Source organism: Glycomyces tenuis DSM 44171 (genome assembly GCF_000427885.1).
GTDB lineage: Bacteria > Actinomycetota > Actinomycetes > Mycobacteriales > Micromonosporaceae > Glycomyces > Glycomyces tenuis.
This window is the reverse complement of record NZ_ATYW01000008.1, coordinates 32,194-59,097: the sequence shown is the minus strand read 5'-3', so window position 1 is coordinate 59,097 and position 26,904 is coordinate 32,194. Positions and strand designations below refer to the sequence as shown.

At 68.8% G+C, this 26,904-nt stretch carries 28 protein-coding genes, 2 tRNA genes and 2 pseudogenes; 27 read left to right on the top strand and 5 right to left on the bottom strand.

Translation table 11 applies throughout. The features are described 5' to 3' along the window. Positions 1–154: 154 nt before the first annotated feature. From YWW_RS0110510 to YWW_RS0110460, 12 genes and pseudogenes are all read left to right on the top strand, one after another. Positions 155–793 (top strand): class I SAM-dependent methyltransferase, encoded by a 639-nt coding sequence (locus YWW_RS0110510; RefSeq protein ID WP_026930092.1) that lies wholly within the window; start codon positions 155–157, stop codon positions 791–793. 115 nt (positions 794–908) lie between these two features. Continuing rightward, positions 909–1,259, top strand: coding sequence for an NADH-quinone oxidoreductase subunit A (locus tag YWW_RS0110505; protein ID WP_026930091.1), 351 nt, complete (start codon positions 909–911; stop codon positions 1,257–1,259). Further along, the gene (locus YWW_RS29565) at positions 1,250–2,242 is read left to right on the top strand and encodes a hypothetical protein (RefSeq protein ID WP_051325636.1); all 993 of its coding nucleotides are present in this window, start codon (positions 1,250–1,252) and stop codon (positions 2,240–2,242) included. The genes YWW_RS0110505 and YWW_RS29565 overlap by 10 nt, the downstream gene beginning before the upstream one ends. Further along, entirely contained in the window at positions 2,235–3,167 is a 933-nt protein-coding gene (locus YWW_RS0110495) for a complex I subunit 1 family protein (protein ID WP_051325635.1), read from the top strand. The genes YWW_RS29565 and YWW_RS0110495 overlap by 8 nt, the downstream gene beginning before the upstream one ends. A gap of 9 nt (positions 3,168–3,176) precedes the next feature. After that, positions 3,177–3,758 (top strand): NADH-quinone oxidoreductase subunit J family protein, encoded by a 582-nt coding sequence (locus YWW_RS29560; protein ID WP_081687356.1) that lies wholly within the window; start codon positions 3,177–3,179, stop codon positions 3,756–3,758. Beyond that, positions 3,758–4,063, top strand: coding sequence for an NADH-quinone oxidoreductase subunit NuoK (gene nuoK / locus YWW_RS0110485; RefSeq protein ID WP_026930089.1), 306 nt, complete (start codon positions 3,758–3,760; stop codon positions 4,061–4,063). The genes YWW_RS29560 and nuoK overlap by 1 nt, the downstream gene beginning before the upstream one ends. Further along, positions 4,060–5,949 carry an NADH-quinone oxidoreductase subunit 5 family protein gene (locus YWW_RS0110480; RefSeq protein ID WP_026930088.1) on the top strand — a complete coding sequence of 630 codons (1,890 nt, stop codon included), beginning with the start codon at positions 4,060–4,062 and terminating at the stop codon, positions 5,947–5,949. Before nuoK ends, YWW_RS0110480 begins: the two co-directional genes overlap by 4 nt. A gap of 2 nt (positions 5,950–5,951) precedes the next feature. Then, positions 5,952–7,442, top strand: coding sequence for a complex I subunit 4 family protein (locus YWW_RS0110475; protein WP_026930087.1), 1,491 nt, complete (start codon positions 5,952–5,954; stop codon positions 7,440–7,442). Continuing rightward, complete coding sequence (locus tag YWW_RS0110470; RefSeq protein ID WP_026930086.1) at positions 7,439–8,833, top strand: NADH-quinone oxidoreductase subunit N; 1,395 nt, start codon at positions 7,439–7,441, stop codon at positions 8,831–8,833. The genes YWW_RS0110475 and YWW_RS0110470 overlap by 4 nt, the downstream gene beginning before the upstream one ends. An 86-nt stretch (positions 8,834–8,919) precedes the next feature. After that, positions 8,920–9,123, top strand: a pseudogene (locus YWW_RS37975) (cation transporter); the annotation flags it as partial. Next, positions 9,098–11,157: pseudogene (locus YWW_RS29555) on the top strand (copper-translocating P-type ATPase); the annotation flags it as partial. The pseudogenes YWW_RS37975 and YWW_RS29555, both read left to right, overlap by 26 nt. Before the next feature lie 2 nt (positions 11,158–11,159). Then, positions 11,160–12,557 carry an MBL fold metallo-hydrolase gene (locus tag YWW_RS0110460; RefSeq protein ID WP_026930085.1) on the top strand — a complete coding sequence of 466 codons (1,398 nt, stop codon included), beginning with the start codon at positions 11,160–11,162 and terminating at the stop codon, positions 12,555–12,557. A gap of 476 nt (positions 12,558–13,033) precedes the next feature. On the opposite strand, the gene YWW_RS35875 is transcribed toward YWW_RS0110460, so the two are convergent. Beyond that, positions 13,034–13,094: transfer RNA gene (locus YWW_RS35875), tRNA-Gly, on the bottom strand. 23 nt (positions 13,095–13,117) lie between these two features. Continuing rightward, the gene (locus tag YWW_RS0110455) at positions 13,118–13,855 is read right to left on the bottom strand and encodes a ZIP family metal transporter (protein WP_026930084.1); all 738 of its coding nucleotides are present in this window, start codon (positions 13,853–13,855) and stop codon (positions 13,118–13,120) included. Between the two features lie 225 nt (positions 13,856–14,080). Here YWW_RS0110455 and YWW_RS0110450 point away from each other — a divergent pair, with 225 nt between their 5' ends. The 5 genes from YWW_RS0110450 to YWW_RS0110430 all read left to right on the top strand — a co-directional run bounded on the left by YWW_RS0110450 (position 14,081) and on the right by YWW_RS0110430 (position 18,801). Next, positions 14,081–14,458, top strand: coding sequence for a hypothetical protein (locus tag YWW_RS0110450; RefSeq protein WP_026930083.1), 378 nt, complete (start codon positions 14,081–14,083; stop codon positions 14,456–14,458). Then, positions 14,455–15,744, top strand: a complete 1,290-nt coding sequence (locus YWW_RS0110445) for a flavin monoamine oxidase family protein (RefSeq protein ID WP_026930082.1) — start codon at positions 14,455–14,457, stop codon at positions 15,742–15,744. The genes YWW_RS0110450 and YWW_RS0110445 overlap by 4 nt, the downstream gene beginning before the upstream one ends. 103 nt (positions 15,745–15,847) lie before the next feature. After that, on the top strand, positions 15,848–16,225 hold the full coding sequence (locus tag YWW_RS0110440) for an ArsR/SmtB family transcription factor (RefSeq protein ID WP_245595398.1): 378 nt from the start codon (positions 15,848–15,850) through the stop codon (positions 16,223–16,225). After that, positions 16,222–18,195, top strand: a complete 1,974-nt coding sequence (locus YWW_RS0110435; protein WP_026930080.1) for a heavy metal translocating P-type ATPase — start codon at positions 16,222–16,224, stop codon at positions 18,193–18,195. Before YWW_RS0110440 ends, YWW_RS0110435 begins: the two co-directional genes overlap by 4 nt. 530 nt (positions 18,196–18,725) lie before the next feature. Beyond that, positions 18,726–18,801: transfer RNA gene (locus tag YWW_RS0110430), tRNA-Phe, on the top strand. 226 nt (positions 18,802–19,027) lie between these two features. Here YWW_RS0110430 and YWW_RS0110425 read toward each other — a convergent pair. The 3 genes from YWW_RS0110425 to YWW_RS35000 form a co-directional block, all read right to left on the bottom strand. Next, positions 19,028–19,273, bottom strand: coding sequence for a hypothetical protein (locus YWW_RS0110425; protein ID WP_026930079.1), 246 nt, complete (start codon positions 19,271–19,273; stop codon positions 19,028–19,030). 115 nt (positions 19,274–19,388) lie between these two features. Beyond that, positions 19,389–19,649, bottom strand: coding sequence for a hypothetical protein (locus tag YWW_RS35870; protein WP_155830099.1), 261 nt, complete (start codon positions 19,647–19,649; stop codon positions 19,389–19,391). A 183-nt stretch (positions 19,650–19,832) separates the two neighbouring features. Continuing rightward, the gene (locus YWW_RS35000) at positions 19,833–20,393 is read right to left on the bottom strand and encodes a hypothetical protein (RefSeq protein WP_211228511.1); all 561 of its coding nucleotides are present in this window, start codon (positions 20,391–20,393) and stop codon (positions 19,833–19,835) included. A 393-nt stretch (positions 20,394–20,786) separates the two neighbouring features. On the opposite strand from YWW_RS35000, the gene YWW_RS36430 reads away from it, so the two are divergent. The 10 genes from YWW_RS36430 to YWW_RS0110375 all read left to right on the top strand — a co-directional run bounded on the left by YWW_RS36430 (position 20,787) and on the right by YWW_RS0110375 (position 26,783). After that, entirely contained in the window at positions 20,787–21,185 is a 399-nt protein-coding gene (locus YWW_RS36430; protein ID WP_026930078.1) for a YbaB/EbfC family nucleoid-associated protein, read from the top strand. Between the two features lies 1 nt (position 21,186). Beyond that, entirely contained in the window at positions 21,187–21,501 is a 315-nt protein-coding gene (locus tag YWW_RS0110415; protein ID WP_026930077.1) for a type VII secretion target, read from the top strand. An 18-nt stretch (positions 21,502–21,519) separates the two neighbouring features. Next, complete coding sequence (locus YWW_RS35865) at positions 21,520–22,230, top strand: hypothetical protein (protein ID WP_026930076.1); 711 nt, start codon at positions 21,520–21,522, stop codon at positions 22,228–22,230. Between the two features lie 12 nt (positions 22,231–22,242). Further along, complete coding sequence (locus tag YWW_RS35860; protein ID WP_026930075.1) at positions 22,243–22,788, top strand: HNH endonuclease; 546 nt, start codon at positions 22,243–22,245, stop codon at positions 22,786–22,788. 56 nt (positions 22,789–22,844) lie between these two features. After that, the gene (locus YWW_RS0110400) at positions 22,845–23,327 is read left to right on the top strand and encodes an SMI1/KNR4 family protein (RefSeq protein WP_026930074.1); all 483 of its coding nucleotides are present in this window, start codon (positions 22,845–22,847) and stop codon (positions 23,325–23,327) included. Positions 23,328–24,005: 678 nt separating this feature from the next. After that, positions 24,006–24,128 (top strand): helix-turn-helix domain-containing protein, encoded by a 123-nt coding sequence (locus YWW_RS37745; protein ID WP_162181700.1) that lies wholly within the window; start codon positions 24,006–24,008, stop codon positions 24,126–24,128. A gap of 75 nt (positions 24,129–24,203) precedes the next feature. After that, positions 24,204–24,686, top strand: coding sequence for a hypothetical protein (locus tag YWW_RS36865; protein ID WP_026930073.1), 483 nt, complete (start codon positions 24,204–24,206; stop codon positions 24,684–24,686). Beyond that, positions 24,683–25,366 (top strand): AraC family transcriptional regulator, encoded by a 684-nt coding sequence (locus YWW_RS29550; RefSeq protein ID WP_162145933.1) that lies wholly within the window; start codon positions 24,683–24,685, stop codon positions 25,364–25,366. Before YWW_RS36865 ends, YWW_RS29550 begins: the two co-directional genes overlap by 4 nt. Before the next feature lie 95 nt (positions 25,367–25,461). After that, positions 25,462–26,004 carry a dihydrofolate reductase family protein gene (locus YWW_RS0110380; RefSeq protein ID WP_026930072.1) on the top strand — a complete coding sequence of 181 codons (543 nt, stop codon included), beginning with the start codon at positions 25,462–25,464 and terminating at the stop codon, positions 26,002–26,004. Between the two features lie 209 nt (positions 26,005–26,213). Further along, on the top strand, positions 26,214–26,783 hold the full coding sequence (locus tag YWW_RS0110375; protein WP_035699125.1) for a dihydrofolate reductase family protein: 570 nt from the start codon (positions 26,214–26,216) through the stop codon (positions 26,781–26,783). The last annotated feature ends 121 nt before the right edge of the window (positions 26,784–26,904 follow it).

Here is a 26,904-nt window from a genome sequence, read left to right as displayed (position 1 = left end):
TGGCGAGGCGGTCGGCTTCCAGATGGATGCGGCATGCCAGCAATATACTATTTAGCTTAGTAGTAGAAGGGTCTTCGGCCGCCGTCCCGTAAGTCACCTCAACGGAGCCGGTGGGCCCTCGGGCACCACCGTCGAGTCGATGGAGAAGGCACATATGGTCCGGAAGCCGAATATCGAGCGGCTGCGCCGCCACTGGGATAAGCAAGCGGAGTCCTACGACAGGCAGATGGGTCTAGCGGAGCGCATGCTCTTCGACGACACGCGCGAGTGGGTCTGCAGCCAGGCACGGGGCCGAACGCTGGAGATCGCAGTCGGCACCGGACTGAACCTCCCGTGGTACCCGGCCGGCGTCCGCCTGACCGGCATCGACTTCAGCCCCGCCATGCTGGAGCGTGCCCGTACCCGCGCCGCTACCGGCCACCGGCGGGCCCGGCTGCGGCTCGGCGATGCCGAAGAGCTCGACTTTCCTGATGCTTCCTTCGACACTGTCGTGTGTACTTTCAGCCTGTGCGCCGTGCCCGACGAGCGCCGAGCGGTGACCGAGATGGTGAGAGTGCTCCGGCCCGGAGGGCTCCTGCTCCTTGCCGACCACGTGGTCAGTACTTCGGCGGTGCTCCGCGCGGCGCAGGCGCTGCTGGAGGTCGTCACCATCCGTGTCGGCAATGAGCACTTCCGGCGCCGCCCCCTCGCCCACGTCATGGCGGCCGGGCTGGAGATCGAGCGCCACAGCCGTTTCCACCGCGGGATGATCGAGCGGATCAGGGCCCGCAAGCCCGCGGCGTTGGACTCGTGAACGGGCTGGATCGCCCCGGACAAGGGATGTTGAACCAGGTGAATGGTCCGATGCGTAGTCGCAGGCGTGTCGGGTAATCGGAGGCAGCACTGTCGGTGCGTGGTCGGGAGGTGTGATGAGTTCACTGGTGCCGCTGCTGGCCATGCTGGCGCTCGCCGTGGGGCTGCTCGGCGCCGCGTATGGGTTGAGCGTGCTGCTTACGGTCCGGCGCCGGGCGCTGGTGGCCGGGCCGTTCCTGTCGGGTGGTCTGGCGACCGAGCACGCGGTGTCCCGGTTCCATGTGCGGTGGTATCCGGTGACGCTGCTGTTCCTGGCGTTCGACATGGAGATGGTGTTCATGTACCCGTGGGCGGTCGTGGCAGCCGATATCGGAGCCGAGGCCGTGGTGGAGATGTTCGCCTTCCTCGCCATGCTGCTGGTCGGGGTGCTGTACGTGTGGCGTGAGGGCGGGCTGCGATGGGTCTGATCGGCTCGGTGCGTCGGGCGGCCTTCACCAGGCCGCACCTGCTGCTGCTCACGGCTCCCGGTGCGGCCGAGGTGCGTATCGCGGTGGAGCGTTTCGCGCGGCGACGGGGCTGGCCGCTGGCCGACTCGCCGGCCGACGCCGACGCGCTCGTCGAGGCCGGTGTCCTTCATGGCGAGATGGCCGAGGTCGCCGAGACGGTCTGGAGGCAGTTGCCGGCGCCGTCGATTCGGATGCCGCTGGCGGTTCCGGCCGAAGTCGAGCCGGGCCTCGCCGACCTGCCGGCCCGGCTCGCGTCGTGGCGGCCGGAAACGGGGGAGGAGCCCGAGGCGGCTCCCGAGCTGTCGATGGCCGATCGCGCCGAGGACCGTGACGGGCTGAAGCTCGATGTGCTCCACGTGCCGCTGGGGCCGCTGCTGCCGCACTGGCCGGAGGGTCTGCGTCTGGTGACGCGGCTGCAGGGCGACGTGATCCAGCATGCCGAAGCCGAGGTGCTCGGGCTGGGCCCGGACACCCGCTCGTTCTGGGCTGTGGAAGACCGGAGGGCGGCGCGGCGCCTGGATGCGATCGCCCGACTGCTCGGGGTGGCCGGTTGGACCGCCATGCAGTGGCGCTGTCAGGCGCTGCGCGATCGTGCACTGGCCGATGAGCCCCGCGATCGCCTGGTCGGTGATCTGAAGGCCGCGGCCGCCAGGATCCGCCGCAGCCGCCTGCTCCGCTCGGAGCTGACCGGGCTCGGCGCGGTGGCCGGCACCGGTGACGCCGCGGACCGTCTGCACCAGTGGCTGACCGAGGTGGTGCATGACTTGCGGGCACCCGGGGGCGAGCTTGCGGGATCACACCCGTCGGCGGCCGAATGGCTCGACATGCTCCCGGACACCGTGGTCGGCGCGGAGTTGACCGCCGCCCGTCTGATCGTGGCCAGCGTCGATCTGGACACCGCCGAAGCCGAACAGCGGTCGACCACCGGAGTACACCATGGTTGAGCAGTCTCCTCTGTGGAGTGTCCTGCTGCTGCCAGTCGCGCTCGGCGCTTTGGCGCTGTTCGCCGCGTCGCTGAACGCCGGATTCGCCGCCGCGGCCGCCGGGCGGCCCGTCGTGGCGGCGGAACTCGCCGGTCCGCTCCGGGAGGGTACTCGGTTGCTGGTTCGGCAGCGGCGCCGAACGGCGCGGGCGGACGTGCTGTTGTGGCGGCTGGGAGCGGGCGGCATCGTGGTCGCGGCACTGCTGGCCTCGGCGGTGATCCCGTTCGGCGGGTTCGCGGTGTCCGACATGCCGGTGGGCGTGGTGTGGTTCAACGCCATGGAAGTGCTGCTGTGGGTGCTGGTGTGGATGGTCGGGTGGGGCGGCAACTCGGCCTATTCGCTGGTCGGCGGTTACCGCTTCTTGGCGCAGGGGCTGGCCTACGAGCTGCCGTTGATGTTCGCGCTCACGGCGCCGCCGCTGGCGGCCGGCTCGCTGCGGGTCGGGGAGATCGCGCAGGCCCAGGAGTCGCTGTGGTTCGTGGTGTGGATGCCGGTCGCCTTCGCCGTCTACCTGATCGGTCTGGCGGGCGTGACGTTCTGGGGTCCATTGTCCTCGCCTGCATCGAGCGATGTCGCGGGCGGGGCGCTCGCCGAACTGTCCGGCATCGACCGCCTGATGGTCCTCGCCGGACGGTACCTGATGCTGGCGGCGGGGGCCGCGTTCGCGGTTCCGATGTTCCTCGGCGGCGGGCACGGGCCGCTGCTGCCGCCGTGGCTGTGGTCGGTGCTGAAGACGCTGGCCGTCCTGGGTCTGCTGGTGTGGCTGGGGTGGCGGTGGCCGCGGGTGCGCCCGGAGCGGCTGATGACCCCGGCCTGGCTGGTGCTGCTCCCCGCGGTGCTGGTGCAGGTCCTCATAGTCGGTGTGCTCGCGTTGGCGCGCGGGTGAGGAGGCCTGATGTGGGAGGCGGTTGCGTTCGGGGTCCTGGCGGTGCTCGCCGTGGGCAGCGGGGCACTGGTGTTCCGCGTCGACTCCATGGCGAGAGCGACGTTTCTACTGCTGGCCTCGTTCCTGTTCGTAGCGGGGACGATCCTCCTGCTGGACCTGCACTACCTGGGCGCGCTGACCATCCTCATGATGACGATTGAGATGGCGATCATGGTCGTCTTCATGATCATGCTCATGATGAACCCCGCCGGGTTGCAGCCGATGACGATGGTCCACAACCGGCGCGCCGCACTGGCCATATCGATCGCCGTGTTCCTCGGCCTGGCCGCGGCGGCGCTGCTCGTCCCCTGGCCGCAGGAGAGCGGCGGCCGACCGGCGGACCCGNCCCGCCAGCTCGGCGAGTCCATCATGGGCCCGAAGATGCTGGTGATGATGATCGTCGGCGCCGCCCTGTTCACCACCATGATCGCCGCGACCGTCCTGGCCACGGCCCGCGGCCGCAACGGCGAGCACGCGGTCCCGCGGCCGCCCGAGAGCGAGTCCCACGACCACCATCACGGTGGCCACCACTCGATGGGAGGCGGACACTGATGACGCTCCAGATGTTCCTGCTGCTGGGGGCCGCGCTGTTCGCCGTCGGCCTGTACGGCGCGCTGACCCAGCAGTCGATCGTGATGATCATGATGGGCCTGGAGCTCATGGTCAACGCGGTACTGGTCGGCGCGGCCGCCTTCTGGTATTTCGCCTGGCCGCAGAACGCCGACGGCCAGGTGCTCGTGCTGGTGGCGATGGCGGTGATGGCTATCGAGATGGCGATGGGCTTCGCCGCGGCGATCGCGATCTTCCGCGCCAGGGACGTGGACATGACCGACATGGCCGCGGATCTCAAAGAATGAGCGTCCTGCTGTGGGCATTGCCCGGCCTTCCACTGATCACCGGCGCGGCGCTGCTGGTGGCGGGCCGCCGGGCGGATCGCCGTGCCCCGGTCATCGGCGTGGTGGTAGCGGCCCTGCTGGTGCCGATCGCCGTCCTGGCGGCGATTACGCGCCCGTCGGTGCAGGCGCCGATGCTGGCCGGCCTGCCGGTGGAGCTGGCGGTCGATGGCCTGTCGGCCCTGATGGCGGTGACGGTCACGGTGGTCACCCTTGCGGTGCTGGTCTACTCGGTCGCCGAGTTCGGCAGGGATGAAGCCGCCTCGCGGTTCTTCGGGCTGATGCTGATCTTCGCCGGGGCGATGCTGGCCACGGTCACGGCCACGACGCTGCTGGGGTTGCTGATGGCTTGGGAGGTCATGGGCGCGGCCTCGTACGCGCTGATCGGCTTCTGGTGGCGCGAGGCGTGGCGGGTTCGCGGGGCGACGACGGCGTTCATCACCACCAGGGCAGGCGATTTGGGCTTGTATCTAGCGGCGGGTGCGGCCTTCGCGGCCTCGGGGTCGCTGGACCTGGACCGGCTCGCCGCGCTCCCCGGCCCGTGGCTGGACGCCGTCACGGCCGGGGTGCTGCTGGCCGCCGCCGGCAAGTCGGCGCAGCTGCCGTTCTCGTTCTGGCTCTCGGGCGCCATGGCGGGCCCCAGTCCGGTGAGCGCGCTGCTGCACTCGGCCACGATGGTCGCGGCGGGCGGGTATCTGCTACTTCGGCTCTCGCCGCTGCTGCACGAATCCGGTTGGGGAGCGGAGACGGCGGTCTGGCTGGGGGCGGCGACCGCGGTGGCGCTCGGCGCGGTCGCGTGCGCGCAACGAGACCTGAAACAGCTGCTGGCCGCCTCGACCTGCGCGCAGGTCGGGTTCATGGTGCTCGCCGCGGGCGCGGGCTCAATGGTCGGCGGGGCGGCGCATCTGGCGGGCCATGCGGCGGTCAAGAGCCTGCTGTTCCTCACCGCCGGGGCGTGGCTGACCGTGCTCGGCAGCAAGGACCTGGATCGGTTGCGCGGCGCCGGGCGCCGCCATCGGTTGATCGGCGCGGCATTCACGATGGGCGCGCTCGCTTTGGCGGGGGTGCCGCCGTTGACGCTGTGGGTGACCAAGGACCTGGTCCTGTCCGGTGCCCCCACGGCGCTGTGGTCGGCGGCGTTGGTCGCCTCGGCGCTCAGCGCGGTGTACGCGGGCCGGGCGCTGTTCACGGTGCTGGCCCCGCCCACTGGGCGGCACCGATCGCGGCGGCCGGCACCGGCCGCCATGGCGGTGGCGCTGGTGGGGCTGTCGCTGCCCGCAGCGGCCTTCGGCGCGGCGGCACTGTGGTGGCCGGGGCTCGCCGCCTCGCCTCTCGAGCCGGTCGGCGCCGCAGTGTCGGCGATCGTCGCGGTGGCAGGTCTGGCGGCGTCGGCCGTGTGGGTCCGGCGCGGGGCACCGCTGCCCGACGCGGTGGCCACGGCGGGGGAGCGGTGGCTGGGCCTGGAGGCCCTGGCGCGCCTGGTTGTCGTCCGGCCCGTGTGGTCGCTGGCGCGGGCCCTGGCGCGATTCGACGACCGAGTGCCGGCCGCAGGGGCCCGCGGCGTCGCACGGTTCGGGCGCGCGGTCGCGGCGGCTGCCGATGAACGGTCCGAGCGGTACTTGGCCGCCGGTGTGTCGAGTCTGGCTCGGGGCGGGCGCGTCGTGTCCTCGTTCGTCGAGGGTATCGGTGAACGGGCGATCAGGGCCCTGGTCGGTGCTGTGGCGGCCGGCGGGAGCCGGCTGGGCGCGTTGGCGCGCAGACCCCAGACCGGCCAGCTGCACCAGTACTACGCCCAAGCCGCGGTCGCGCTCGCGGTGCTCGTGCTCGTATTCGTATTGGTGGTGAGGTGAACATGCTGACGGCCGTGATATTCCTGCCCGTCGCGGCGGCCCTGGTGCTGCTGGGCGTGCCCAGGATTCCCGATGCCGTGGTGCGGTGGGTCTTCGTGGCGGTCGCCGCGATCGACTTCGCGCTCGTGGTGGTGTTGTGGTCGCGTTTCGACGGGACCGGCTTCGACCATGAGACGCAGCTGCCGTGGATGCCGAGCATCGGCGTGTCCTACCACGTGGGCGTGGACGGGATCTCACTGCCGTTGCTGGCGATGACCGCCGGACTGTTCCTGGCCGGCGCGGTGTACTCGCTGCGCCACACCGATCGGCCACGCGGCTTCGTGGCCCTGCTGCTGTTCTTGGAGACGGCGTCGCTCGGCGTGTTCGCCTCGCTCGACTTGATCCTGTTCTTCCTGTTCTTCGACCTGTCGATCGTCGGCATGTACTTCGTGATCGCCGTCTGGGGACACCGCGACAATCGACGCGCGGCCCTGATGTTCTTCCTGTACACCTTCATCGGGTCGCTGGTCCTGCTACTCGGCTTCATCGGCCTGTATCTGGCCGCCGACCCGTCCACCTTCGACATACCCACACTGGTCGAGCAGCATCCGCTGGACGGCTCGCCCGTGGCGGGCGGGCTGGTGCTGCTGGCGATCTGCCTCGGCCTGGCGATCAAGACCCCGCTCGTGCCCTTCCACACCTGGCTGCCGCCGGCGCACACCGAGGCCCCCGCCGTCGGCTCGGCCATTCTGGCGGGGGTGCTCCTCAAGATGGGCACCTACGGCTTCGTGCGGATCGCGATGCCGGCCCTCCCCGAACAGTGGCGCCGATACGCGCTGGTATTCGTCATCGTCGGCGTGATCAGCGTGCTCTACGGGGCATTGGTCGCGCTGGCCCAGACCGATTTCAAACGCATGATCGCCTACACCTCGGTCAACCACATGGGCTACATCGCCCTCGCGATCGGCACCGCCGGCACCATCGCGGGCAACACCGAGCAGGCCCGCCAGCTCGCGGTCACCGGGGCGGTCACCCAGATGGTCAGCCACGGCCTCATCACCGGAGCGCTGTTCCTGCTCTCAGGGGTGTTCTACGACCGGGCGCGCAGCTACGACATGGGCTCCTACGGAGGGCTCGCGGGCCCGGCGCCCCGATTCGCCGGACTCGTCGCGGTGGGCGCTTTCGCCTCACTGGGCCTGCCAGGGTTCTCCGGCTTCATCGCGGAGTTCCAGATCTTCACCGGCAGCCTCGGCGCCCGACCGGTCGCCACCGCCCTGGCATTGCTCGGCATCCTGATCACCGCCGCACTGTTCCTGCTCGCACTGCAGCGAATGTTCCTGGGGCAGCGGCGGCTGCCCCAATCCGTGCCCGAGTTCGCCGACGCCAGGCCCAACGAACTCGTCGCCGTCGCCCCATTGCTGGCGCTCGCCCTGGTGATCGGCGTGCTGCCCCGGTTCCTGCTCGACGTCATCGAATCCGGCGCGAGCACGGTGGTGGAGCTGGTGGCACGGTGAGGCAAGACGTGCTGGCGCTGCTGCCCGAACTGTGCCTGCTGCTGGGCGCGGTCGGCGGCCTCCTGGTCGGGCTCTGGCTGCCCCGCGAGCGGCAGTGGATTGTGCACGCACTCGCCGCGGCCGCGCTCCTGGCGGCCATCGCGCTGGCCCTCGCCGACGCGACCGGCGCCTCCCGTACGGTGTTCGACGGCACCTACACGCTCGACCCCACCCTGCACACCGTGCGGGTGGTCGTGCCCGCCGCGACGCTGCTGGTGCTCGCATTGTCCCGAGGCGCCGTGCGCGGCCACGTCCGCGAGACTGAATACGCCGTACTGCTGCTCCTCGCCGCGCTCGGCGCGGTGCTGCTCGCCGGCGCCAGTGACCTGCTCGTGCTGGCCGGCGCCTACCTGCTGGCCAGCATCGCGCTCTACCCGCTCGCCGGCTTCGCCAAGGACGCCCCCGGCACCGAGGCCGCACTCAAACTCGCCCTGTTCGGCGCGTTCCTGGGCATCACCATGCTGGCCGGCATCACCGCGCTCTACGGTCTGGGGGGCGGCACCGCCTATGCGACACTGCGCGGCGGGCTGACCGAGGTCCCGCCATCGGCGGTGACGGCCGCCGCCGTGGCCGTCTTGGCGGGTCTGCTGTTCAAAGCCGGCGCAGTGCCAGGGCACTTCTGGGTGCCCGACGCCACCGAAGGCGCCGGTGTCGGCGTCGCCGCATTCCTCACCACGGTGCCCAAGATCGGCGGATTGGCCGCCATCTACCGTCTGAGCACCGAGGCCGTCCCGGCACCGGCCGGTCTCGCACTGGTCCTCGCGGTGCTGGCCGCAGCGTCCATGACGCTGGGCAACCTGGCCGCGTTCTGGCAGGACAACGCCCGCCGCCTGCTCGCGTACTCGACCATCAGCCAGGTCGGCTACCTGCTGATCGCCCCGGCCGCCGCCGGCGCCGAGCTCGCCCGGCCGGCACTGCTGTTCTACCTGGCGGCTTACGCGGTCACCAACCTCGGGGCGTTCGCCGTCGTCGCCGCGCACCACCGAGGCGAGAACCTGGACGACTACACGGGCCTGTTCCGCCGCATGCCACTGCTCGCACTGACCCTGGTGGTGTGCCTGCTCGGCCTGGTCGGCACCCCGCCCACCGCCGTCTTCGTCGGCAAGCTCACCATCTTCGCCGCCGGCCTCGACAGCCCGATGACCTGGCTCGTCGTCCTGGCGGTCGCCAACACCGTCGCCAGCGTCTTCTACTACCTGCGCTGGATCGCTCCACTGTTCAAGGAGCCAACCGACGAGCACACCGCCGGCGTCCCCGTCGGCTGGGCGCCCGCCACCGCTTACACGGCCGGGGCGCTGACCCTGCTGCTGGGCGTCGGCGGCGGCCTCATCCTCGAGGCCCTGTCAGCCTGACGATGCCGGTGCCATTCGCCGAATGGAGTTCGGCCTGGTGGGCACTCCCGGTATGAGCGGCAGCATGGGGCCATGTCCGGCCGTTCATGGACGGCGAGGAGGCGAGAGCGGTGACCGAGGCGGTGCGCAGCACCCAGTACGCGGGCCCGAGCGAGGCGCAGCGGGTGGTGTTCGCCATCGAGGGCATGACGTGCGCCTCGTGCGCCAGGCGGGTGGAGAAGACCCTGGCCAAACAGGACGGGGTGACCGAAGCGGAGGTGAACTTCGCGACCGCCACCGCGTACGTGGACACTCGGCCCGGCGAGGCCGATGTCGACGCGCTGCAGCAGGCGGTGGACCGGGCCGGCTACCGGCTCGAGCCGGCCACTCCCAGTCAGCCGTCCCCGGCGGGCGAGGAGCCAGAACGTGAGCGGCGAAAGTGGCTGTGGCGGGTGTGGCTGGCCTGGCCGCTGGGCGTGCTGGTGTTCGCGCTGACCATGTTCTTCGGCGACCAGCCCTGGGCACGGTGGAGCGCGTTCGCCGCGACCGTGCCCGTCCAGTTCATCGCCGGCTGGCCGTTTCTGAAGGTGGCCGCCCAGCGAGCGCGGACGTTGAGCGCGAACATGGACACGCTGATCGCAATGGGCACGCTGACCGCGTTCACCTACTCCACCTACGAGCTGTTCGGCGGCGGGCACCTGTACTTCGACACCGCGGCGCTGATCATGGCGTTCCTGCTGCTGGGCCGCTACTTCGAGGCCCGAGCCCGAGGTCGGGCGTCGGAGGCGATCGGCAAGCTGCTGGAGATGGGCGCCAAAGAAGCCACGCTGCTCGTCGACGGCCAGGAGCAGCGTGTGCCGGTCGAGCGCGTGCGGACCGGGGATCTGATCCGGGTGCGGCCGGGCGAGAAGATTCCGGTCGACGGCGAGGTCGTCGACGGCCGGGCCGCGGTGGATGAATCGATGCTCACCGGCGAGTCCGTCCCGGCCGAGAAGGCCGCCGGGGACCGCGTCGCCGGGGCGACGGTCAACACCGACGGGGTGTTGACCGTGTGGGCCACGGCGATCGGCGCCGACACCGCGCTGGCGCAGATCGTGCGGATGGTCGAGCAGGCACAGGGCGGCAAGGCCCCGGTGCAGCGGCTGGCCGATCGCGTCTCGGCGGTGTTCGTGCCGATCGTCATCGGCATCGCCCTGCTCGCTTTTGCCGGCTGGGCGCTGCTCGCCGGCGATGCGACCGGCGGGATGGTGGCCGCGGTCGCGGTGCTCATCATCGCCTGCCCGTGCGCGCTCGGCCTGGCCACGCCGACCGCGATCATGGTCGGCACCGGGCGTGGCGCGGACCTGGGCATCCTGGTCAAGGGCGCCGAGGTGCTGGAAGGCTCCAAGCAGATCAACACGGTCGTGTTCGACAAGACCGGCACCCTCACTCGCGGCCGGATGCGACTCACCGACGTCGTCCCCGCCGCCGGGCAGGACAGCGACGAGCTGCTGGGCCGATCGGCCGCGGTCGAGTCCGGTTCCGAACATCCCATCGGCGCCGCCATCGTCACCGGCGCCCGCGAGCGCCACCTCGACCTGCCCGGCGCCGGCGGCTTCGCCAATGTCGCCGGGCACGGCGTCCGCGCCGAGGTCGAGGGGCACGCCGTCCTGGTCGGCCGGCGCAAGCTCGTCGACGAGCAGCACCTGCACCTGCCCGACGAGGTCGCCCGCCGGGCCGGCGAGCTCGAGGAACGCGGCCGCACCGCGGTCTACGCCGGGTGGGACGGCGAGGTCCGCGGCGTGCTCGGGGTGGCCGACACGGTCAAGGACGACGCCGCCCCCGTCATCGAGAAGCTGCACGACATGGGCCTGGAAGTCGCGATGATCACCGGGGACAACGCCCGCACCGCGGCGGCCATCGCCGAGCAGGTCGGCATCGACCGCGTGCTGGCCGAGGTCCTGCCCGAGGACAAGGTCGGCGAGGTGCGACGGCTCCAAGACCAGGGCCACGTCGTGGCCATGGTCGGCGACGGCGTCAACGACGCCCCTGCTTTGGTGCAGGCCGACCTCGGCATCGCGATCGGCACCGGGACCGACGTCGCGATCGAATCCTCCGACATCACCTTGATGTCCGACCGGCTCGACGGCGTCGTGCAGGCCATCGAGCTGTCGCGGCGCACGCTGCGCACCATCTACCAGAACCTCGCCTGGGCCTTCGGCTACAACACCGCGGCGCTCCCGCTGGCCGCGTTCGGGCTGCTCAACCCGATCATTGCCGGGGCGGCCATGGGCTTCTCCTCGGTCAGCGTCGTGACCAACTCCCTGCGGCTGCGCCGCTTCGGCCGACCCGGAAAGGCGGCGTAGCCGTGTGGTTCCAGCAGTTCGCCCTCACCAGCCTCGGGCACGCCTCCTATCTGGTGGGGGACGAGAAGACCGGGCAGGCCCTGGTGTTCGACCCGCGTCGGGACGTGGAGGTCTACCGGCAGGCGGCACGGGAGCAAGGGCTCCACCTCAGCTACGCGTGCGACTCGCACGGCCACAACGACTACCTCTCCGGGGTGGCGGAGCTGGCCGCCGGTGCGCACCCTCCGCAGGTGTGGGGATCGGCCGCCGGCGACCTGGGCTACGCGCACCGCCCGCTGGCCCACGGCGAGCAGTTCGAATTCGGCAACGTCGGCATCGAGGTGCTGCACACCCCGGGCCACACACCCGAGCACATCAGCCTGCTCGTCTACGACCGCGCGGCCAGCGCCGACATCCCCGCACTGCTGCTCTCCGGCGGGGCACTGCTAGTCGGCGACCTGGCACGCCCCGACCTGCTCGGCGGTCCCGAGCAGACCCGCCGCCACGCCGAGCAGTTCTGCGACACGATCCAGACCACCCTGCTCGCCCTGCCCGATCACCTCCAGGTGTTCCCCACCCACGTGGCCGGATCGCTGTGCGGCGGCAACATCGGCTCCCGCCTGTCGACGACGATCGGCTACGAGAAGCACACCAACCCGATCCTGGCCGAAGCGGCGGCGACCGACGAGTTCGTCCGGCAGTGCCTGCGACTGGACAACCTGCCCGCCGTGCCCCCGTACTGGCAGCGCATGCGCGACCAGAACCTGGCCGGTGTCGACCCGCTCGGGGTACTCACCGAACCGCCCGCGCTGCGACCCGACGACGTCGAGGCCGCCACCGACCGGGGCGCTCTGGTGCTGGACACCCGACAGGCCGAGGCATTCGGCGGCGGGCACCTCCCCGGCGCCGTCAACGTCGGACTCGGCTCGTCCTTCACCACCTGGGCCGGCACCGTACTGCCCGTCGACGCGGAGATCCTGCTCGTGCTCGACCGGCCCGCCGACCTGTGGGAGGTGATCTGGCAGCTGCTGCGCATCGGCTACCCGATGCCGGCAGGCTGGCTGGCCGGCGGCATGACCGCCTGGCGCACCTCGGCCCGACCGATCGACCGCACGCCGCAGATCACGGTAGACGAGCTGGCCCGCAGGCTCGACGAGGACGCGGTCACCCTGCTCGACGTGCGCCAGCCAGCCGAATGGACCGCCGGCCACGCCGAGGGCGCCACCTTCATCACCGGCGCCGAACTCCCCGAGCGACTCGACGACGTGCCCGCGGACAAGCCCGTCGCCGTGACCTGCAGCAGCGGCTACCGCTCGTCTGTGGCCGCCAGCCTGCTCGCCCGCGAACGCGACCTCCCCGTCCTCAACGTCGCGGGCGGCATGACCGCCTGGCAACACGCGGGATATCCGACCACCACCTGACACCAACCCGGGCACATGGCGGACTGTCCGGCTGACCAAGGAGGCTTGGAGGTAGAGGCTGCGAGAGCGTTCGCTTGAAAAGGGGGAGGTCGGTGTTACATGGTTGGGAGCTTTCTTGGTGGTCGGTCAGACCTCGATTTCTGGCAGTAGGCGCTCAGAGGGGCGTCATCGGGACTCGCGCAGCTTGGCGGTGCACATGCTTTGGAGGACCAAGGTCCACTCGAAGGCGTTGGTTTTGAAGCCAATAGCCGGGTGTGGGAGTCGGTGGGGCGTCAGGCAGCCGGTCGTAGGGCGGAGTCATGGTCTGTCCACATGGACAGGCTCAAAATTTCCACCACAAACCAGCCACAGAATTCGCTACTGCGGTGGTCACTACTGTCTGATTACCCGGGCGGTTACTCTGACTACCCAAAAGTCCTGGCTCGATCATACGATCGAAACGAGGGTCGTTTTCCCTGTTTAGGAGCTTGAGTGGGCGACGAGAATCGAACTCGCGTCATTGATTTGGAAGACCCATGCTTTGAGCTGGACGCAGCCGGATATGCCGTGTGGGTCGGCGATCAGACCGGGACATAGACCGAGATCGCGGCGAACAGGGCGAATCCGGCGACGAGGAAGAGGCTGTCCCAGCGGGATTCGTTGGCGTCGTGGGCTTGGGGGACCATCTCCTCGATCACCACGCTGAGCAGCGCACCACCGGTGAAGGCGAGGACCGACAGCGACACTATGTCTGGGGCCTCGCGCAGCGCGAGATAGCCCAGGGCCGCGCCTACCAGGATCGGGACGCCGAACCCGGCACCGGCCAGCAGCCGTCGTCGCCGCGGCACCCCCGCACGGCGGAGCGTGGCGGCCGCGGCGAAGCCTTCGGGTACGTCGGCGGGCGCCTGGCCGATCGCCAGCAGCGCGCCCAGGGCCGGATCGACGACCGAACCAGTGCCGATGAGGACGCCGTCGCTGAACAGGTCCAGCGCCACCCCGCCGTAGATGGCCCACCCCGATCCGCCTCCGTTGGGCTGCCTTGTTGCTCTCGCCTGCAAGTACCCGGCTGCCGCGTCCAAGCCGAGGAACAGGCCGGCGCCGGCGACGAAGGCCAGCATCGGCACCCACGCCGGATCCGTCTCCACCGCGCGAGGCATGACCTCGAGCCCCACCACGGCGATCACAATTCCGGCCGCAGCGTGCAGCGCGAACCCCAGCGTCCGTCCTGACACCGGCCGTATCTCGGCGACCAGGCCGCCCGCGAAATTGGCCACCGCGGGCAAGGCGGCCAAGAGCAGCACCACGCCGAATCCGGTCATTCGGCGCGGTTACCCTGAACAGGTCGTGCCAATCGACGATCCCGGCAAGGCAGAGCGCCCGGTCGGGTGGGAAGTGATCCGATGTTCGCGTTCACCGAGACCATCCTGATCGAAGCGCCGCTGGGCGTAGTCTGGTAGACCCTCATCGACATCGAGCAATGGTGGCCTGCGTCGAACCCCGCACACCGCGACCTGGAGCGCCTCGACGGCGGCACCGGCGTCCAGGTGGGCACGCGCCTGCGTATCCGTGAGACGGTCGGCGGCATTCCGGGGGAAGAGACCGGGGAGATCACTCAGGTGTTCCCGCAGTCCTCGGTGACGTGGGAGGCGCCCCAGGCCCACTACCGCTGGTGCGGCGTCACGGTCACGGTCGGCGAAGGCGTCACCTGGAGTCTCGACCCCTCAGGGGACGGAGCCACGCTCCTGGGCGTGCATGTGTGGGCCACGCGCCCGGCCGGAAAGCTGGGGCGCCTGCTCGGGTGGGTTTTCGTCCATCTGTTGCGCGGCGTTGCGAAGGACCGTGAGCACGCCCGCATCGAACTGCGCTACCTCAAATGCCGCGTCGAGACCGGCGCCGCTCCGGGGAATGTGACCGCGCCGTGAGTCGCGGCGACCATCGCAGCGAGGTGCTCGTCGTCGGCGCCGGGCTGGCCGGGCTCAGCGCTGCCGACCGGTTGGTCCGCGCCGGTGTCCAGGTGCGAGTGCTGGAAGCCAGTTCCGGGGTCGGCGGCCGGGTGCGCGGTGAGTGGTCCGGCCAGCGCCTGGTCGATGTCGGGGCCGAGTTCTTCGGAGGCCCGCACCGGCGAATACGTGCGCTGATTACCGCGCTCGGACTCCGGATCCAACCGGCGGAACTAGAGCGGGCCCCGGTCCTGTGGCGACTGCCCGAACGGCACCGAGTCACACGGCTTCCGCCGTTGCCGCTGCCGGAGCTGTGGCACTTGGGGCGCGCGTGGTGGCAGCTACGACGCCACGCACTGAAGCTGGATCCGGACCGGCCATGGGACTGCCCGGCCGCCACCGGACTGGACGAGGCCAGTCTCGCCGACTGGCTCGCCTCCCACGGCGCGACCGAACGCGGCCTGGAGGTGACCGAGGCACTGGTCGGCGGGTTCGCCACTCGCCCGATCGGTCAGGTCTCAGCGGCACACGCCGCCTGGTGGATCACCGCCGCCGACGGGCTGCTCGCCGCCTGGCGCTCCGGACAGCAATACGTCGTGGACGGGGGCGCCCACCAGATCCCGCACCGCCTCGCCGACCGCCTCGGTGACCGCATCATGACCGGCACGCCCGTCACCACCATTACCGAACACCGGGACGGTGTCGTGCTCGGCACCGGCGAGCGGCAATGGGCCGCTGACGCAGCGATTCTCGCCATACCGCTGCCCGCTCTGCGCCACATGGCCATCGACCCGCCACCCGCTCCAGGCCTACGCGAGGCGATCGAGCAGCTGTCCTATGGACACGCCGTCAAGATCGCCGCCACGGCCCGCCGCACCCCGCCCGTGGCGCACCGGGCCGTGGTCGGCGGCCAGCCCCTGGCCATCGCCTGGCGCCACGGCCGCACCCTGGCCGGGATCGCCACCACCGAGGCCACTGGTGACGCCTTGTCCAACGATCTCGCCACCGCATTCGGCTTGGCCCCCGACGACCTCACCGGTACAGCTGTCACTGACTGGACCCACGAACCGGGCATTGGTGGCAGCTACCTCGTGTACGCACCGGGCCAGCTCACCGGACACGCCCCGGCCCTGCACCACAGCCGCCCTACTCGGATCCGTTACGCCGGAGCCGACTTCAGCAGCTGGCTCAACTCGATGGAAGGCGCCGTGCAATCCGGGCAGGCCGCCGCGGCCGACCTGCTGGCCGCCCCGCGCACCCTGGCGTGACGTACACCTGCACGCGGCGACCGACAGCGGCCGTCACCACGCAGCAGCGTCGGTGACCGGTACAGCCACTATACAAATTCCAAAATCGCGCTATCATCGCCGTATGGCGATTGAACCTGTGCGGTGTATGACCGCTGAGATCGAGGCGGGAGTGGCTCCGGCCGCTGCGCTGTTCCACTCCCTCTCGGACGAGACCCGGCTGCGGATTGTGCAGCATCTGGCATGCGGGGAGGCCCGCGTGACCGATCTGGTCGACCGGCTGGGTTTGGCGCAGTCCACCGTCTCGAAGCATCTGGCCTGCCTGCGCGACTGCGGGCTGGTCGACTACCGGACCGAGGGGCGCCAGTCGTTCTACTCACTGACCCGTCCTGAATTGCTGGATCTGCTGGAGTCGGCCGAGGCGCTCTTGGAAGCCACGGGGCACGCGGTGACCGTGTGCCCCGTCTACGGCCCCGAGGCTGAGCAGGAGGCGACTCGATGAGCGCTGCGTGCTGCGACGACGACGAGCCGGACACCAACGCCGCGAACGAAGGCGACGGCGAGCACGAGACCGAAGACGAAGCCGGTTCGTGGTGGCAGGTGCGCGAGTTGCAGGCCGCCGCCGTCTCCGGTGTCCTCCTCTTGGCCGCCTTCGCACTCGGATTCAGCACCGCTCCCGCTTGGGTGGCGACGGTGCTGAACGCTGCGGCACTGATGGTGGGGGCGTGGACGTTCGTGCCCGCCACGCTCCGGCGTCTGGTCAAGGGAAAGATCGGCGTTGGCACGTTGATGACGATCGCCGCCGTCGGTGCCGTGCTGCTCGGCGAGCTCGGCGAAGCCGCCATGCTCGCGTTCTTGTTCTCGGTCAGCGAAGGCCTGGAGGAGTATTCGGTCGCGCGGACCCGCCGCGGCCTGCGCGCACTACTGAACCTGGTACCAGCTCAAGCCACCGTGCGCCGCGACGACACTGAGACCACCGTCGCCCCCGACCAGTTGCGGCCCGGCGACACGCTGATCCTGCGGCCCGGGGAGCGCCTGGCGACCGACGGCACCGTGCTGAGCGGACGCACCGCCCTGGACGTCTCGGCCATCACCGGCGAATCCGTCCCGGTCGAGGTCGAACCCGCCACTGCCGTCTTCGCCGGCTCGATCAACGGCACCGGCGTCCTGGAAGTCGAAGTCACCGCCACCGCGGAGGACAACTCGCTGGCGCGGATCGTGCGGATCGTCGAGGCCGAGCAGTCCCGCAAGGGAGCAAGCCAGCGCCTGGCCGACCGCATCGCGAAACCGCTGGTCCCGGGCATCATGATCGCCGCCGTGCTGATCGCCGGCATCGGTGCCCTGACCGGCGATCCGCTCACCTGGATCGAACGGGCACTGGTGGTGCTCGTAGCCGCCTCACCGTGCGCATTGGCGATCTCAGTGCCGGTCACGGTCGTGGCCGCTGTCGGGGCCGCCTCCAAGGCGGGCGCGCTCATCAAGGGCGGAGCCGCGCTCGAAGCGCTGGGCAAGATCCGTACGGTCGCGCTCGACAAGACCGGGACGCTGACGCGCAACCGGCCCGCCGTCGTCGACGTCGCAGCCGCCCAGGGTGCCACCGAGGCTGAGGTGCTCGCACTGGCTGCGGCATTGGAATCGCGCAGCGAGCACCCGCTGGCCCAGGCGATCCTGGAAGCCAACTCGGCCCCCGTCAAACCCGCCGAGGAAGTCGAGGCGCACACCGGCGCCGGACTGTCCGGCACGGTCGAGGGCCGCACGATCCGACTGGGACGTCCCGGGTGGATCGATGCGGGAGCTTTGGCCGAGCGGGTGGCGACCATGCAGGCCTCCGGCGCGACCGCCGTCCTGGTCGAAAACGACCGGCGGCTCGTCGGCGCGATCGCCGTGCGCGACGAGCTACGGCCCGAGGCCGCCGACGTCGTCGCCCGCCTACGGGCTTCCGGTCTGCGGGTCGCGATGCTCACCGGCGACAACGCCCGCACCGCCAAGGCGCTGGCCGCAGAGGCCGGGATCGAGGCCGTCCACGCCGACCTGCGACCGGAGGACAAGGCCCGCCTCATCGCCACCGAACGCGACAACGCCCCCACCGCGATGGTCGGCGACGGCGTCAACGACGCCCCCGCGCTAGCCACCGCCGATGTCGGGATCGCCATGGGCGCGATGGGCACCGACGTGGCCATCGAGACCGCCGATGTCGCGCTCATGGGTGAGGACCTGCGCCACCTACCCCAGACCCTCGACCACGCCCGACGCGCCAGGTCCATCATGGTCCAGAACATCGCGCTCTCCCTGGGATTGATCGCCGTACTCATCCCGTTGTCACTGGTCGGCGCCCTGGGGTTGGCCGCAGTCGTGGCCGTCCATGAACTGGCCGAGATCGTCGTGATCGCCAACGGCGTCCGCGCCGGCACCACTCCGAAACTCGCCGACGCCCAGGCCGCTCCGCAACCGGCCGAAGCCGTCCGAGCATGATCGCACCGGTCACGGTGCGGCCGCACCGCGACCGGCAATACCGAGAGGCATGGGGCCATGATTTCGACAGTTGCCCTGGCCGTGTTCGCCGCTGCGTTCGGCCTCCTGTTCGTCCACCGCAGCGTGCGGCAGCGCCGTCGGACCGGGGATGTGGGATGGCGTTTCCCGTCCGGGACCGGCGACCGGCGCCAGTGGGCGGCGCGGCTGTTCATGGGCGTCGCGAGGTCGGCTGGTGAAACAGGCTCACTACTTTGCTCATGCAGCACGGTTGCTGCATACCTGAGATCGACAGGAAATCAATCTGGCCTGAAGGCAAAAGTCGGGATGGTAGCGACGTCCCGTCACCCATAACCCGCTATGAGCCCGTGCCGATGCGTCAGTATCTGGATGATTCCCGCCGAAAATCCGTCCGTTATCCGTCCGTAGAGAGCCGGATTTCACCGGAATCTGCCGGACGCCGATGGACATGAGAGTGGCCCGCCTATTTGTATTGCCGCTGGTAGGCGGACCTTTTTGCTGGTCACGGCGATGGCCTAGGTGGTGAATTTCCTGGTGCGCGTCCGCCTGAAAAGCGGAAGGTCGCCGGTTCGACCCCGGCCCTGGCCACCTCCATCACCTGCAAAAAATCCCCGTCCACCAGCACGAACGCTGGAAGGCGGGGATGCTTCATGTCCGGCCCTGGCCGACTGGATCCGGCGTTTTCCGGCCCGTTTCCGGCCCTGCAGCGGCCCAGGTATTTCTCTCAAATAGTGCCAAACAGTCAAATCAGTCATTTCAAACGTGAGGATGCCACCTCCTGAAGGATGATTTTTCAGCCTGTGCTGAAGCATCGTCAGATCGGGATCCATGCCCCGCGCCTCTGCAGAATGGAGCCGGTCCCCTGCCGCACCACGGCCTCCCGTGCTTCGGCCGTGGTGCGGCAGGTCAAGCGGTTCTTCTGCGACAACGACTCCTGTGCCAGGGGCCGGTCGGGCGATTGGGAACTGGAGACCTGGATCAAGGCGGCCCAGGCCAGCGGCATCGCGCCCTTGGCGAGCTTCGCGACCGGACCCTGCAAGGACTGGGGCGCGGTCGTCAACGGACTCACCTTGCCCTACAGCTCCGGCGTTGTCGAAGGACACGTCAACCGCGTCATTATGTGGAATCTGAGAGGCGCAGGAGGACGGGCTGATCCGGCTGGGTGCCCCGGTACCCTACTTGAGCAGGGCAATGATGCTGACGAGCACGGCGAGCACGCTGCTCCAGGCGGCTAGTTGAGGAAGTCCCTTGAAGTTCCAGAGACGCTGGGCGATGAGCCCAAACCGCGATGGAAGCTTGCTGAGTCGCCTGGCCCATCGTTGCAACCCCAAGGTCGGCGATGGCAGTCTGCGCTGCGGGGAAGACAAGTTTGCGTAGATATTGACGACTATCACGATGATCTGAGGATCGGGGCGGTGATCGTCTCGGGATTCCATGTGCAGCCTCACAGAAGGCGATTGCCTTCAGTCACTGGTCACATGGTCTCTCCCGTTCCCTGTCTGGGAACCGCGCCACCGACTGCAGCTCTCCTGCAGCTTTACTGTCCTTGACGACGACGCGAAGGTTACCCCGGGATACTCCCCATATACCTACTTTTCATTCCGTCCAGGCGAGCTTATCTAGTTTTGGTTTCCTTGTCCAGCGCGGGGACCGCTGCCGTCGGTTGGATACCGGTCGACCTGATGGCGACGATTGGCAGTGTCGTCTTTGACGCCCTGGTCTCGAGTTCGCGTGGCGTGGGCCCGGGTGGGGTTGGAGTATCGGCGAGGCGTTCGAGGAGCCGGTCGAGGGCTTGCTGTCCGTCTTCGACGGCGGCCTGCTCGTCGTCGGGTCAAGGGAATGGCGGTCCGCATCTGCTGGAGGTGGTCCTTGGCCTCCCGCAGATGGGTCTTCGCAGCGTCCTTCGGGATGTGGAAATCGCAGCGGGCGCAGGCCGTCCGGTGCGGGCACTGCTCGAAGAAGGCGTAGCGGCAGTAGCCGTGGCCGAGGTCGTAGTGCTGCCACGGCTCCCCGTCTGCGGCTTCGCGGTCGATGAGGACCTCGATGGTCCGCAGGTTCCGCTCGAAGTAGCCGGCGTCCTCATAGGCCTGAGTGAGGGGCGCTGGAGTGAGCTTGGCGTAGAACTGGGGCGACTGCGGTGAGCGGTGCCCGAGCCAGGCTTGGAGCTGGAACAGCGTCATCGGCTCCTTGGCGTTGTCGAGCTGGGTGGCGATGGTTGAGCGGGCCCGGTGGCTGGTGATCCTGCCGCGGGCATCTGCGGCGCGGGCCGCGCCCAGCGCGCCAAGGCCTTGCGTGCCAATCTGAACGCCATCAACTCGCAGGCCTTCGCCGACCGCGAGTCCTGGCGGTCCGTCGCCCTCACGCAGTTGGAGAGCACGAAGGGTTGGCGGACCGCTGTTCCCTGCTTCGCGCCAATGCATTCACCAATCCCGGCTCGCCAGTAACGCCAGGCCGATTCGGTCACCAGGCGTCACATCACCGTACCCAAAAGTGAGCGTTCCTTTTATATAGTCCGGTTGAACCTACCGACGGGCCAGCGTTTCCCCTTAGCCCTCAATCGGAACGGAGCGACGATGGACAACCCCTTCGCGGACATCCGCGGGCCAGAGGACGCCCGGGCGGCGCTGGCCGACTGGAAGGAACGGGCCGACCGCCGGGCATCCGACGCCATCGCCGCTTCCGAAGCGGTGCAGGCGGTCACCGCGGTCGGCGCCGACGGCAACGGAATCGTCAACGTCAAACTCGACTCCAGCGGCGCCATTCTCCAGGTCGCGTTCTCCCCCGAGGTGCGGCGAATGCAGCCGAACCACCTGGAACGCCAGTTCATGCAGGCCTATGGCAATGCCGGCCAGGCACTCTTGGAGGCCGCCAAAGCCGCAGTCGCGCAACGTCTCTCACCTGACTCGCCGACAGCCAAGGCCCTGGTCGACAGCATCGAGATGCGGTTCCCTGAACGAGAAGCTGAGGGCTGACATGGGAGACCATATCGACGTCGAGCCCGAAGCCCTGATTGCGCACGCCGGGCACCTCGACGAGATCCGCGACCGCTTCGGCGCCATATTGTCCGCAATAGACTCAATCGAGCAGGACAACGAGGCTTACGGCATCATCTGCCAGTTCCTGCCGCCGGTCCTCGCCGCTCGGCAGGGGGACCAGAAGGAATTCACGGCCATGGCGCAGGAGAACCTCGAACTCCTCGCGCAGGCGCTGCGCGACACCGCCGACGCCTACACGGCCGCGGATGAAGAGGCGGCCGAGGAGCAGACCCGGCTCCTGAACGAGCTGTAGGGACGAAGGTGTGTTCGCATGAGTGATCTCGTTGCCACTGAATCCGATGTCAGCCAGGAAGGAAAGTCTGTCGCCGGGGCCGGGATCGTCGAGTCCTACGCCGGTCTGGCGACGGCGATCGACTCCGGTTCCTGGATCGACGCGTCAGTCGCCGGCATCGGCGTCGCGCTGGAGACCGTCGGGGCGGTCCTCGACCCGATCGGCACGCTCGCCTCGGCGGGAGTCGGCTGGCTCATCGAGCATGTCGAGCCGCTGACCGAAGCGCTCGACATGCTCGCCGGCAACCCCGACCTCGTTGAAGCGCATGCGATGACGTGGGACAACATCGCGAACGAATGCTTCGCGATGGCCGAGGAGATGTCCGCTTTCATCGATGCGGACATCGACTCCTGGGACGGTGAGGCCTCCGACGCCTACCGCGATATGGGCGATGCGAACGCGGACGTGGTGGCATGCGTCGGCGGAACCGCCCTCTCGATGGCCACGGCGACTCGAGGTGCGGGCCAGCTGGTCTCCATGGTCCGCGAGTTCGTGCGCGAGTTCGTGGCCGAGTGCATCGGGTCGCTCATCGCGTGGGCGGCCGAGGTCGCCTTCACCGTCGGTGTCGGTGCGGCTTGGGTGATTCCCAAGGCGGTCATCAAGATCACCGAGTGGGCGGGCAAGATCTTCGGCTGGATCACCGGCCTCATCGATTCAATTTCCGCACTTAATGACCTCCTCAACGGATGACAGAGGCCACCGATGCGCAAACTCCTCCTGAAAGCCGCCCTCGTCCCGATCCTGTTCTCGCTGACCGGCCTGTTCAAACCCGGCAAACCGAGGAAGAAGCTCGGATCCAATCCCCCTGGAAACACCGGCCAGAACACCAACATCAACAACGGCAAAAAACGCGCCAAGAAGGCACGCCCCGCCAAGAAGGCGGCGGCGAAGAAAGCGGCGGCGAAGAAGGCGGCGGCGAAGAAGGCGGCGAAGGCCACCGCGCCAGCGGCAAAGAAGAAGCCGCGCAACTCCCACCTCGCGGGTTCGAACCACCCCACGACCAACGTGCCGTTCGACAGCAACGGATACCCGGACTTCTCGCAGTGGCGGCACCCGACCGTCAGCGATGTCCGAATCACCCTGACCGGGAGCCGAAGCAAGGACTTCACGCTCGCAAACCAGAAAGCGGGGCTCACTTCGACACCGGCAGGCTACACCTGGCACCATCATCAGGACAAAGGTCTGATGCAACTTATCGAGACCGGCGTGCACCGGAAGACCGGGCACACCGGCGGCTTCTCGAACTGATGCGTCAGATTTCGCGATCCTGCGACCGAAGCCCGCTCGTACAGGAGGAATTACAAGTGGCGACCGATCTTGACGGGCTCTTCGACGAGGAGACCTACTACACCGGGCCCGCACTCAGTGAAGCGCTGGTAGCGAACGCCGAGCGGCTGCTCGGCGTGACGCTGCCCATCGCGTACGTAGAGGTCCTGCGATACAAGAACGGCGGATCGCTGTTGCGGCGGAAGTTCCCGACGCGGTTCCCGACCTCCTGGGCTGACGACCACTTTGAGGTTCGCGCCATCCTGGGCGTCGGAGGTGCGACCGGAATCGACTCCCCTGACGGAGGAAGCCGCCATCTCATCGAGGAATGGGAGTACCCGAGCATCGGCGTGGTCTTCGCGGAGTGTCCATCTGGCGGGCACGACACTGTCATGCTCGACTACACCAAACGAAACGCCACCGGAGAACCCACAGTGGCGTACATCGACGAAGACCGCGTCCCCCGGACCGTCGCCGACAGTTTCAACGGCTTCCTCGAACATCTCGAAAATGCCGACTGATACGGCCAAGCCCGAAGCACAAGACTCTTGTGGCAAGAGCGTGATGCGCGCACGAATATACCATCTCCGCTGGAATCAGTCGGCTGTTGGTTATTTGGTACATGGCCAGGCTTCCATTAGCCGGTCGCATCTGATGCGCGTCTTCGGGCGCGACACCCTCGACGAGCGCACGGATGGCACGAAATGTTGTGCCGTGGGTGAATGCCACAACGTTCACCGATGCCGCACTGCTTCCTGCGCTTCGGCAAGCCATGGCCGCACCCGCTTCATGACATCGGAGAGCGACTCACCGCGGGGAATCAACATGCCGAGCCCGGGGTGGCGTGACCGATGCATGGCCCGGCGCGGGTCGTCGACATCGATGAGCGGAGGACGCTCATCGCCCCAACGCCACTCTGTCCGCACGGTGCTGCAGCCAGATCTGCACGTCGTGCCCCCTCCAGATCGCCGACATGACGTTCGTTGATGCGCCAGTCAACAATGTGCGTCGTGGGACGGTGGGTCGATTCAGCGAAGACCACGGTCGCTGTCTGAGTGTGAAGTCTTTGGGCATGGTTGACGTGGTTGTCTCCGAAGGGGGTTGACGGTCGCTCGGCAGTGTTGAAGGTCCGCCCACATCCTTGACTCCGCAGGCTCGTTGTCCAGTACATGAACGAGACGTCCTCGGATTCTGAAGCGATGCCGGACGAGGACTGGATGGTCGAGCACCGGTTCCGGGCGGTGACGGAGGTCCTCGACGGGGTTCGCGTCGTCGATGTGGCCCAGCGTTACGGCACCTCGCGGCAGTCGGTGCACAACTGACTGCGCCGTTACCGCGAGGGCGGCCGCGATGCCCTGGCCAACCGTTCGCGGCGTCCGCAGTCGCAGGTTGACCGCGTGCCGCAGGCTCACCAGGGTGGCCAGGAGCCGGTCGAGGAAGACCAAGCGGTACTTCGCCCCGGCACCGACGGCTCGGCTCCGCGGCCGGGAGACCAGGCTGTCGATGCGTTGCTGCTCCCAGACCGGCCCGATCTCGGCCGGGGCGTCATGGGCGAGGGCGCCCCGCGGTTCGAGGAGGTGGCTGCGGAACGCTTCGAGCACCGACGTCGGTTGCAGGAAAATTATGGTGGCTCTAACATCAGGTGCGGTCGTCGACGCGGCGACGACAGGCGGGTGATGGGGGACATGGCAGAGCTCATGATCGATTCCAGGACGTCGCTCGGCGCGACCGGCGCCGGACCCCTCCTCGAGGCGGAGCCCTCCGCTCTCGTCGGTCGTGCGGTGCCCGTGGGAGCTCCGGACCTGCCGGAGTTCCGGCAGGCGGACGCGGATGAGCCCGCCGTCGTCCGGGCACTCATGGCGGTGGGCGCATGGGGTTGATCTTCGACGCCGTCGCCGGTGAACTTCCACTGGTGCAGCGGGTGTGGTCGGCGCGCTGTGAGGCGACGGCCAGTTTCACCTCGGTGGCCAAACGCTCCACCATCATCGCGTTCGCGCGAAGCGGCGACATGGTGGAGGTGCACGTGCACGGGCCTGAGACGAGGGCCACGACAATGACTTGCCCGGAGGGCTGGGAGTTCTTCGGCGTCGAGTTGCGGCCCGGTGCCTATCTGCCGTTGCACCCGCCTCTCGGCTTGGCCGACCTGCATGATCTTCAGCTGCCGACCCCGTCGAGCGACCGGATCGTGCTGGACAACCGGGAATGGGAGATGCCCACCGAGCAGAACATCGACGTCTTCCTCGACAGGCTCGTGCGAGCAGACCTGTTGATCGTCGATCCACTCGTCGACGAGATCCGCCACGGCGATCTGCCACGAGGCATGTCGGAACGGACGGCGCAGATGCGATTCCGGCGGGCCGTCGGGATATCGCACCGCAAGCTCGTCAGCATCGAGCAGGCACGGCGGGCCGCGCGGTTCCTCGCCTCGGGAGGATCGATCGCCGATGCGGTCGCCGTCGGCGGGTACTACGACCAGCCGCAGCTCACGCGGGCGATGCGATGGGCGGCCGGCCACACCCCGGGCGAGTTGCGGTCCGGCACCCTGTTCCTGGCGTTCTGACGCCTGGACTGACCTTCGTGTCGCTCGATCCTCGAAGCCGGTGGGTTTCGGTTCGATACAAGACGCACCCACCACCGGGATGGTGGTCTTTAGGCATGCGGAAACTGATCGAATTCGACCACATCTCGATCGACGGGAGGTTCGACGGCGATGACTTCTGGGCCGCGCAGATGGAGGTCGTACCCAACGACAACCAGTTCGAGTACCAGCTCCGGCTGCTGGAGCACGCGGCCGGCATCGTGCTCGGAAGGGTGACCTACGAAGGCTTCGCCGCGACGTGGCCGACCATGAGCGGCGACCTCGCCGACAAGATGAACTCCCTGCCCAAGTACGTCGCCTCCACTACCCTGACCGACACCGCCTGGAACGCCGAAGTGCTCGCCGGAGACCCCGTCGACGCCGTGGCCCGGCTCAAAGAGGCCGGCGACGGCACGCTGGTGAAGTACGGCAACGGCCCTTTGAGCCGGGTACTCATCGAGGCGGGTCTGCTCGACGAGCTGCACGTGATGATCTCCCCGTTCGTCGCGGGGTCCGGTGCGTCACTGCTGTCGAGCCTCAGCACGACCCCCATGAACCTGACCGATGTGACCGAGATCGGCAACGGCACCGTGGTACTGGCCTACACGCCGAGCCGGTAGGAGGGGAGCCCGTCGGGCATGGGGTCAAGAAGCAGGCCGCCGTCAACGGCGCCCTCGAAGCGCTCTCGCCCGCGGACCGGCCGGAGTTCGACCTCGTCCGTCGGCGCAACCAGCCGACCGTCACGGAAGGCTCATGCCACATGACGATCTCGCGTCGACCCGAACACCACCGCTCGACCCGAAGGAGAAACACCGTGTCACAAGAACTCATGATCGACTTCATCACCTCGCTCGACGGATACGGAGCCGCCGAAGGATGGCCCGCGTTCTGGGGGCTCGAGGGACCGGAGTACCTCGCCTGGCTCGAGGAGGACTCCAAGATCGAGCGCACCCTGCTCATGGGGGCCACCACCTACCGGCTCATGCACGGAGCCGCCACGTCGCGGCCGGACGCACCCGACCCGCTCGGCGCGGTCCCGAAGATCGTCTTCTCAAAGACCCTCGAAGAGCCCCTGGAATGGGCGAACAGCCGTCTGGTCCGAGGAGACGCCGTCGAGGCGGTGCGCACCCTGAAGGAGGAAAGCGACCGTCCGCTGTCCACCCTGGGCAGCCTCTCCCTCTGCCGATCGCTGCTCGCCGCCGGCCTCGTGGACCGGTACCGCGTGGTCGTGTTCCCCGTCGTCACCGGAGCGACAGGCAGGGAGCCCGTCTACAACGGATGGCCCGACGTCGGTCTCGACCTCACCGAGGCCCGGACCTTCGACGGAGGCACCCAACTGCTCGACTACGTGCCGAGACTGCTCGACGGACCGATCCACAGCGGAGCCGAAGCCGAGTGATGGTTCAGCCATCCCGCCGCCCCGTTTTTCGGCCCCGGCGGCGCGGGTGGCGGCGAGGAGGGCGTGGGCGATCATCGCGAACGTGACGTGTGCGTGCCAGGCCCGTCAGGTCCTGGCCCGG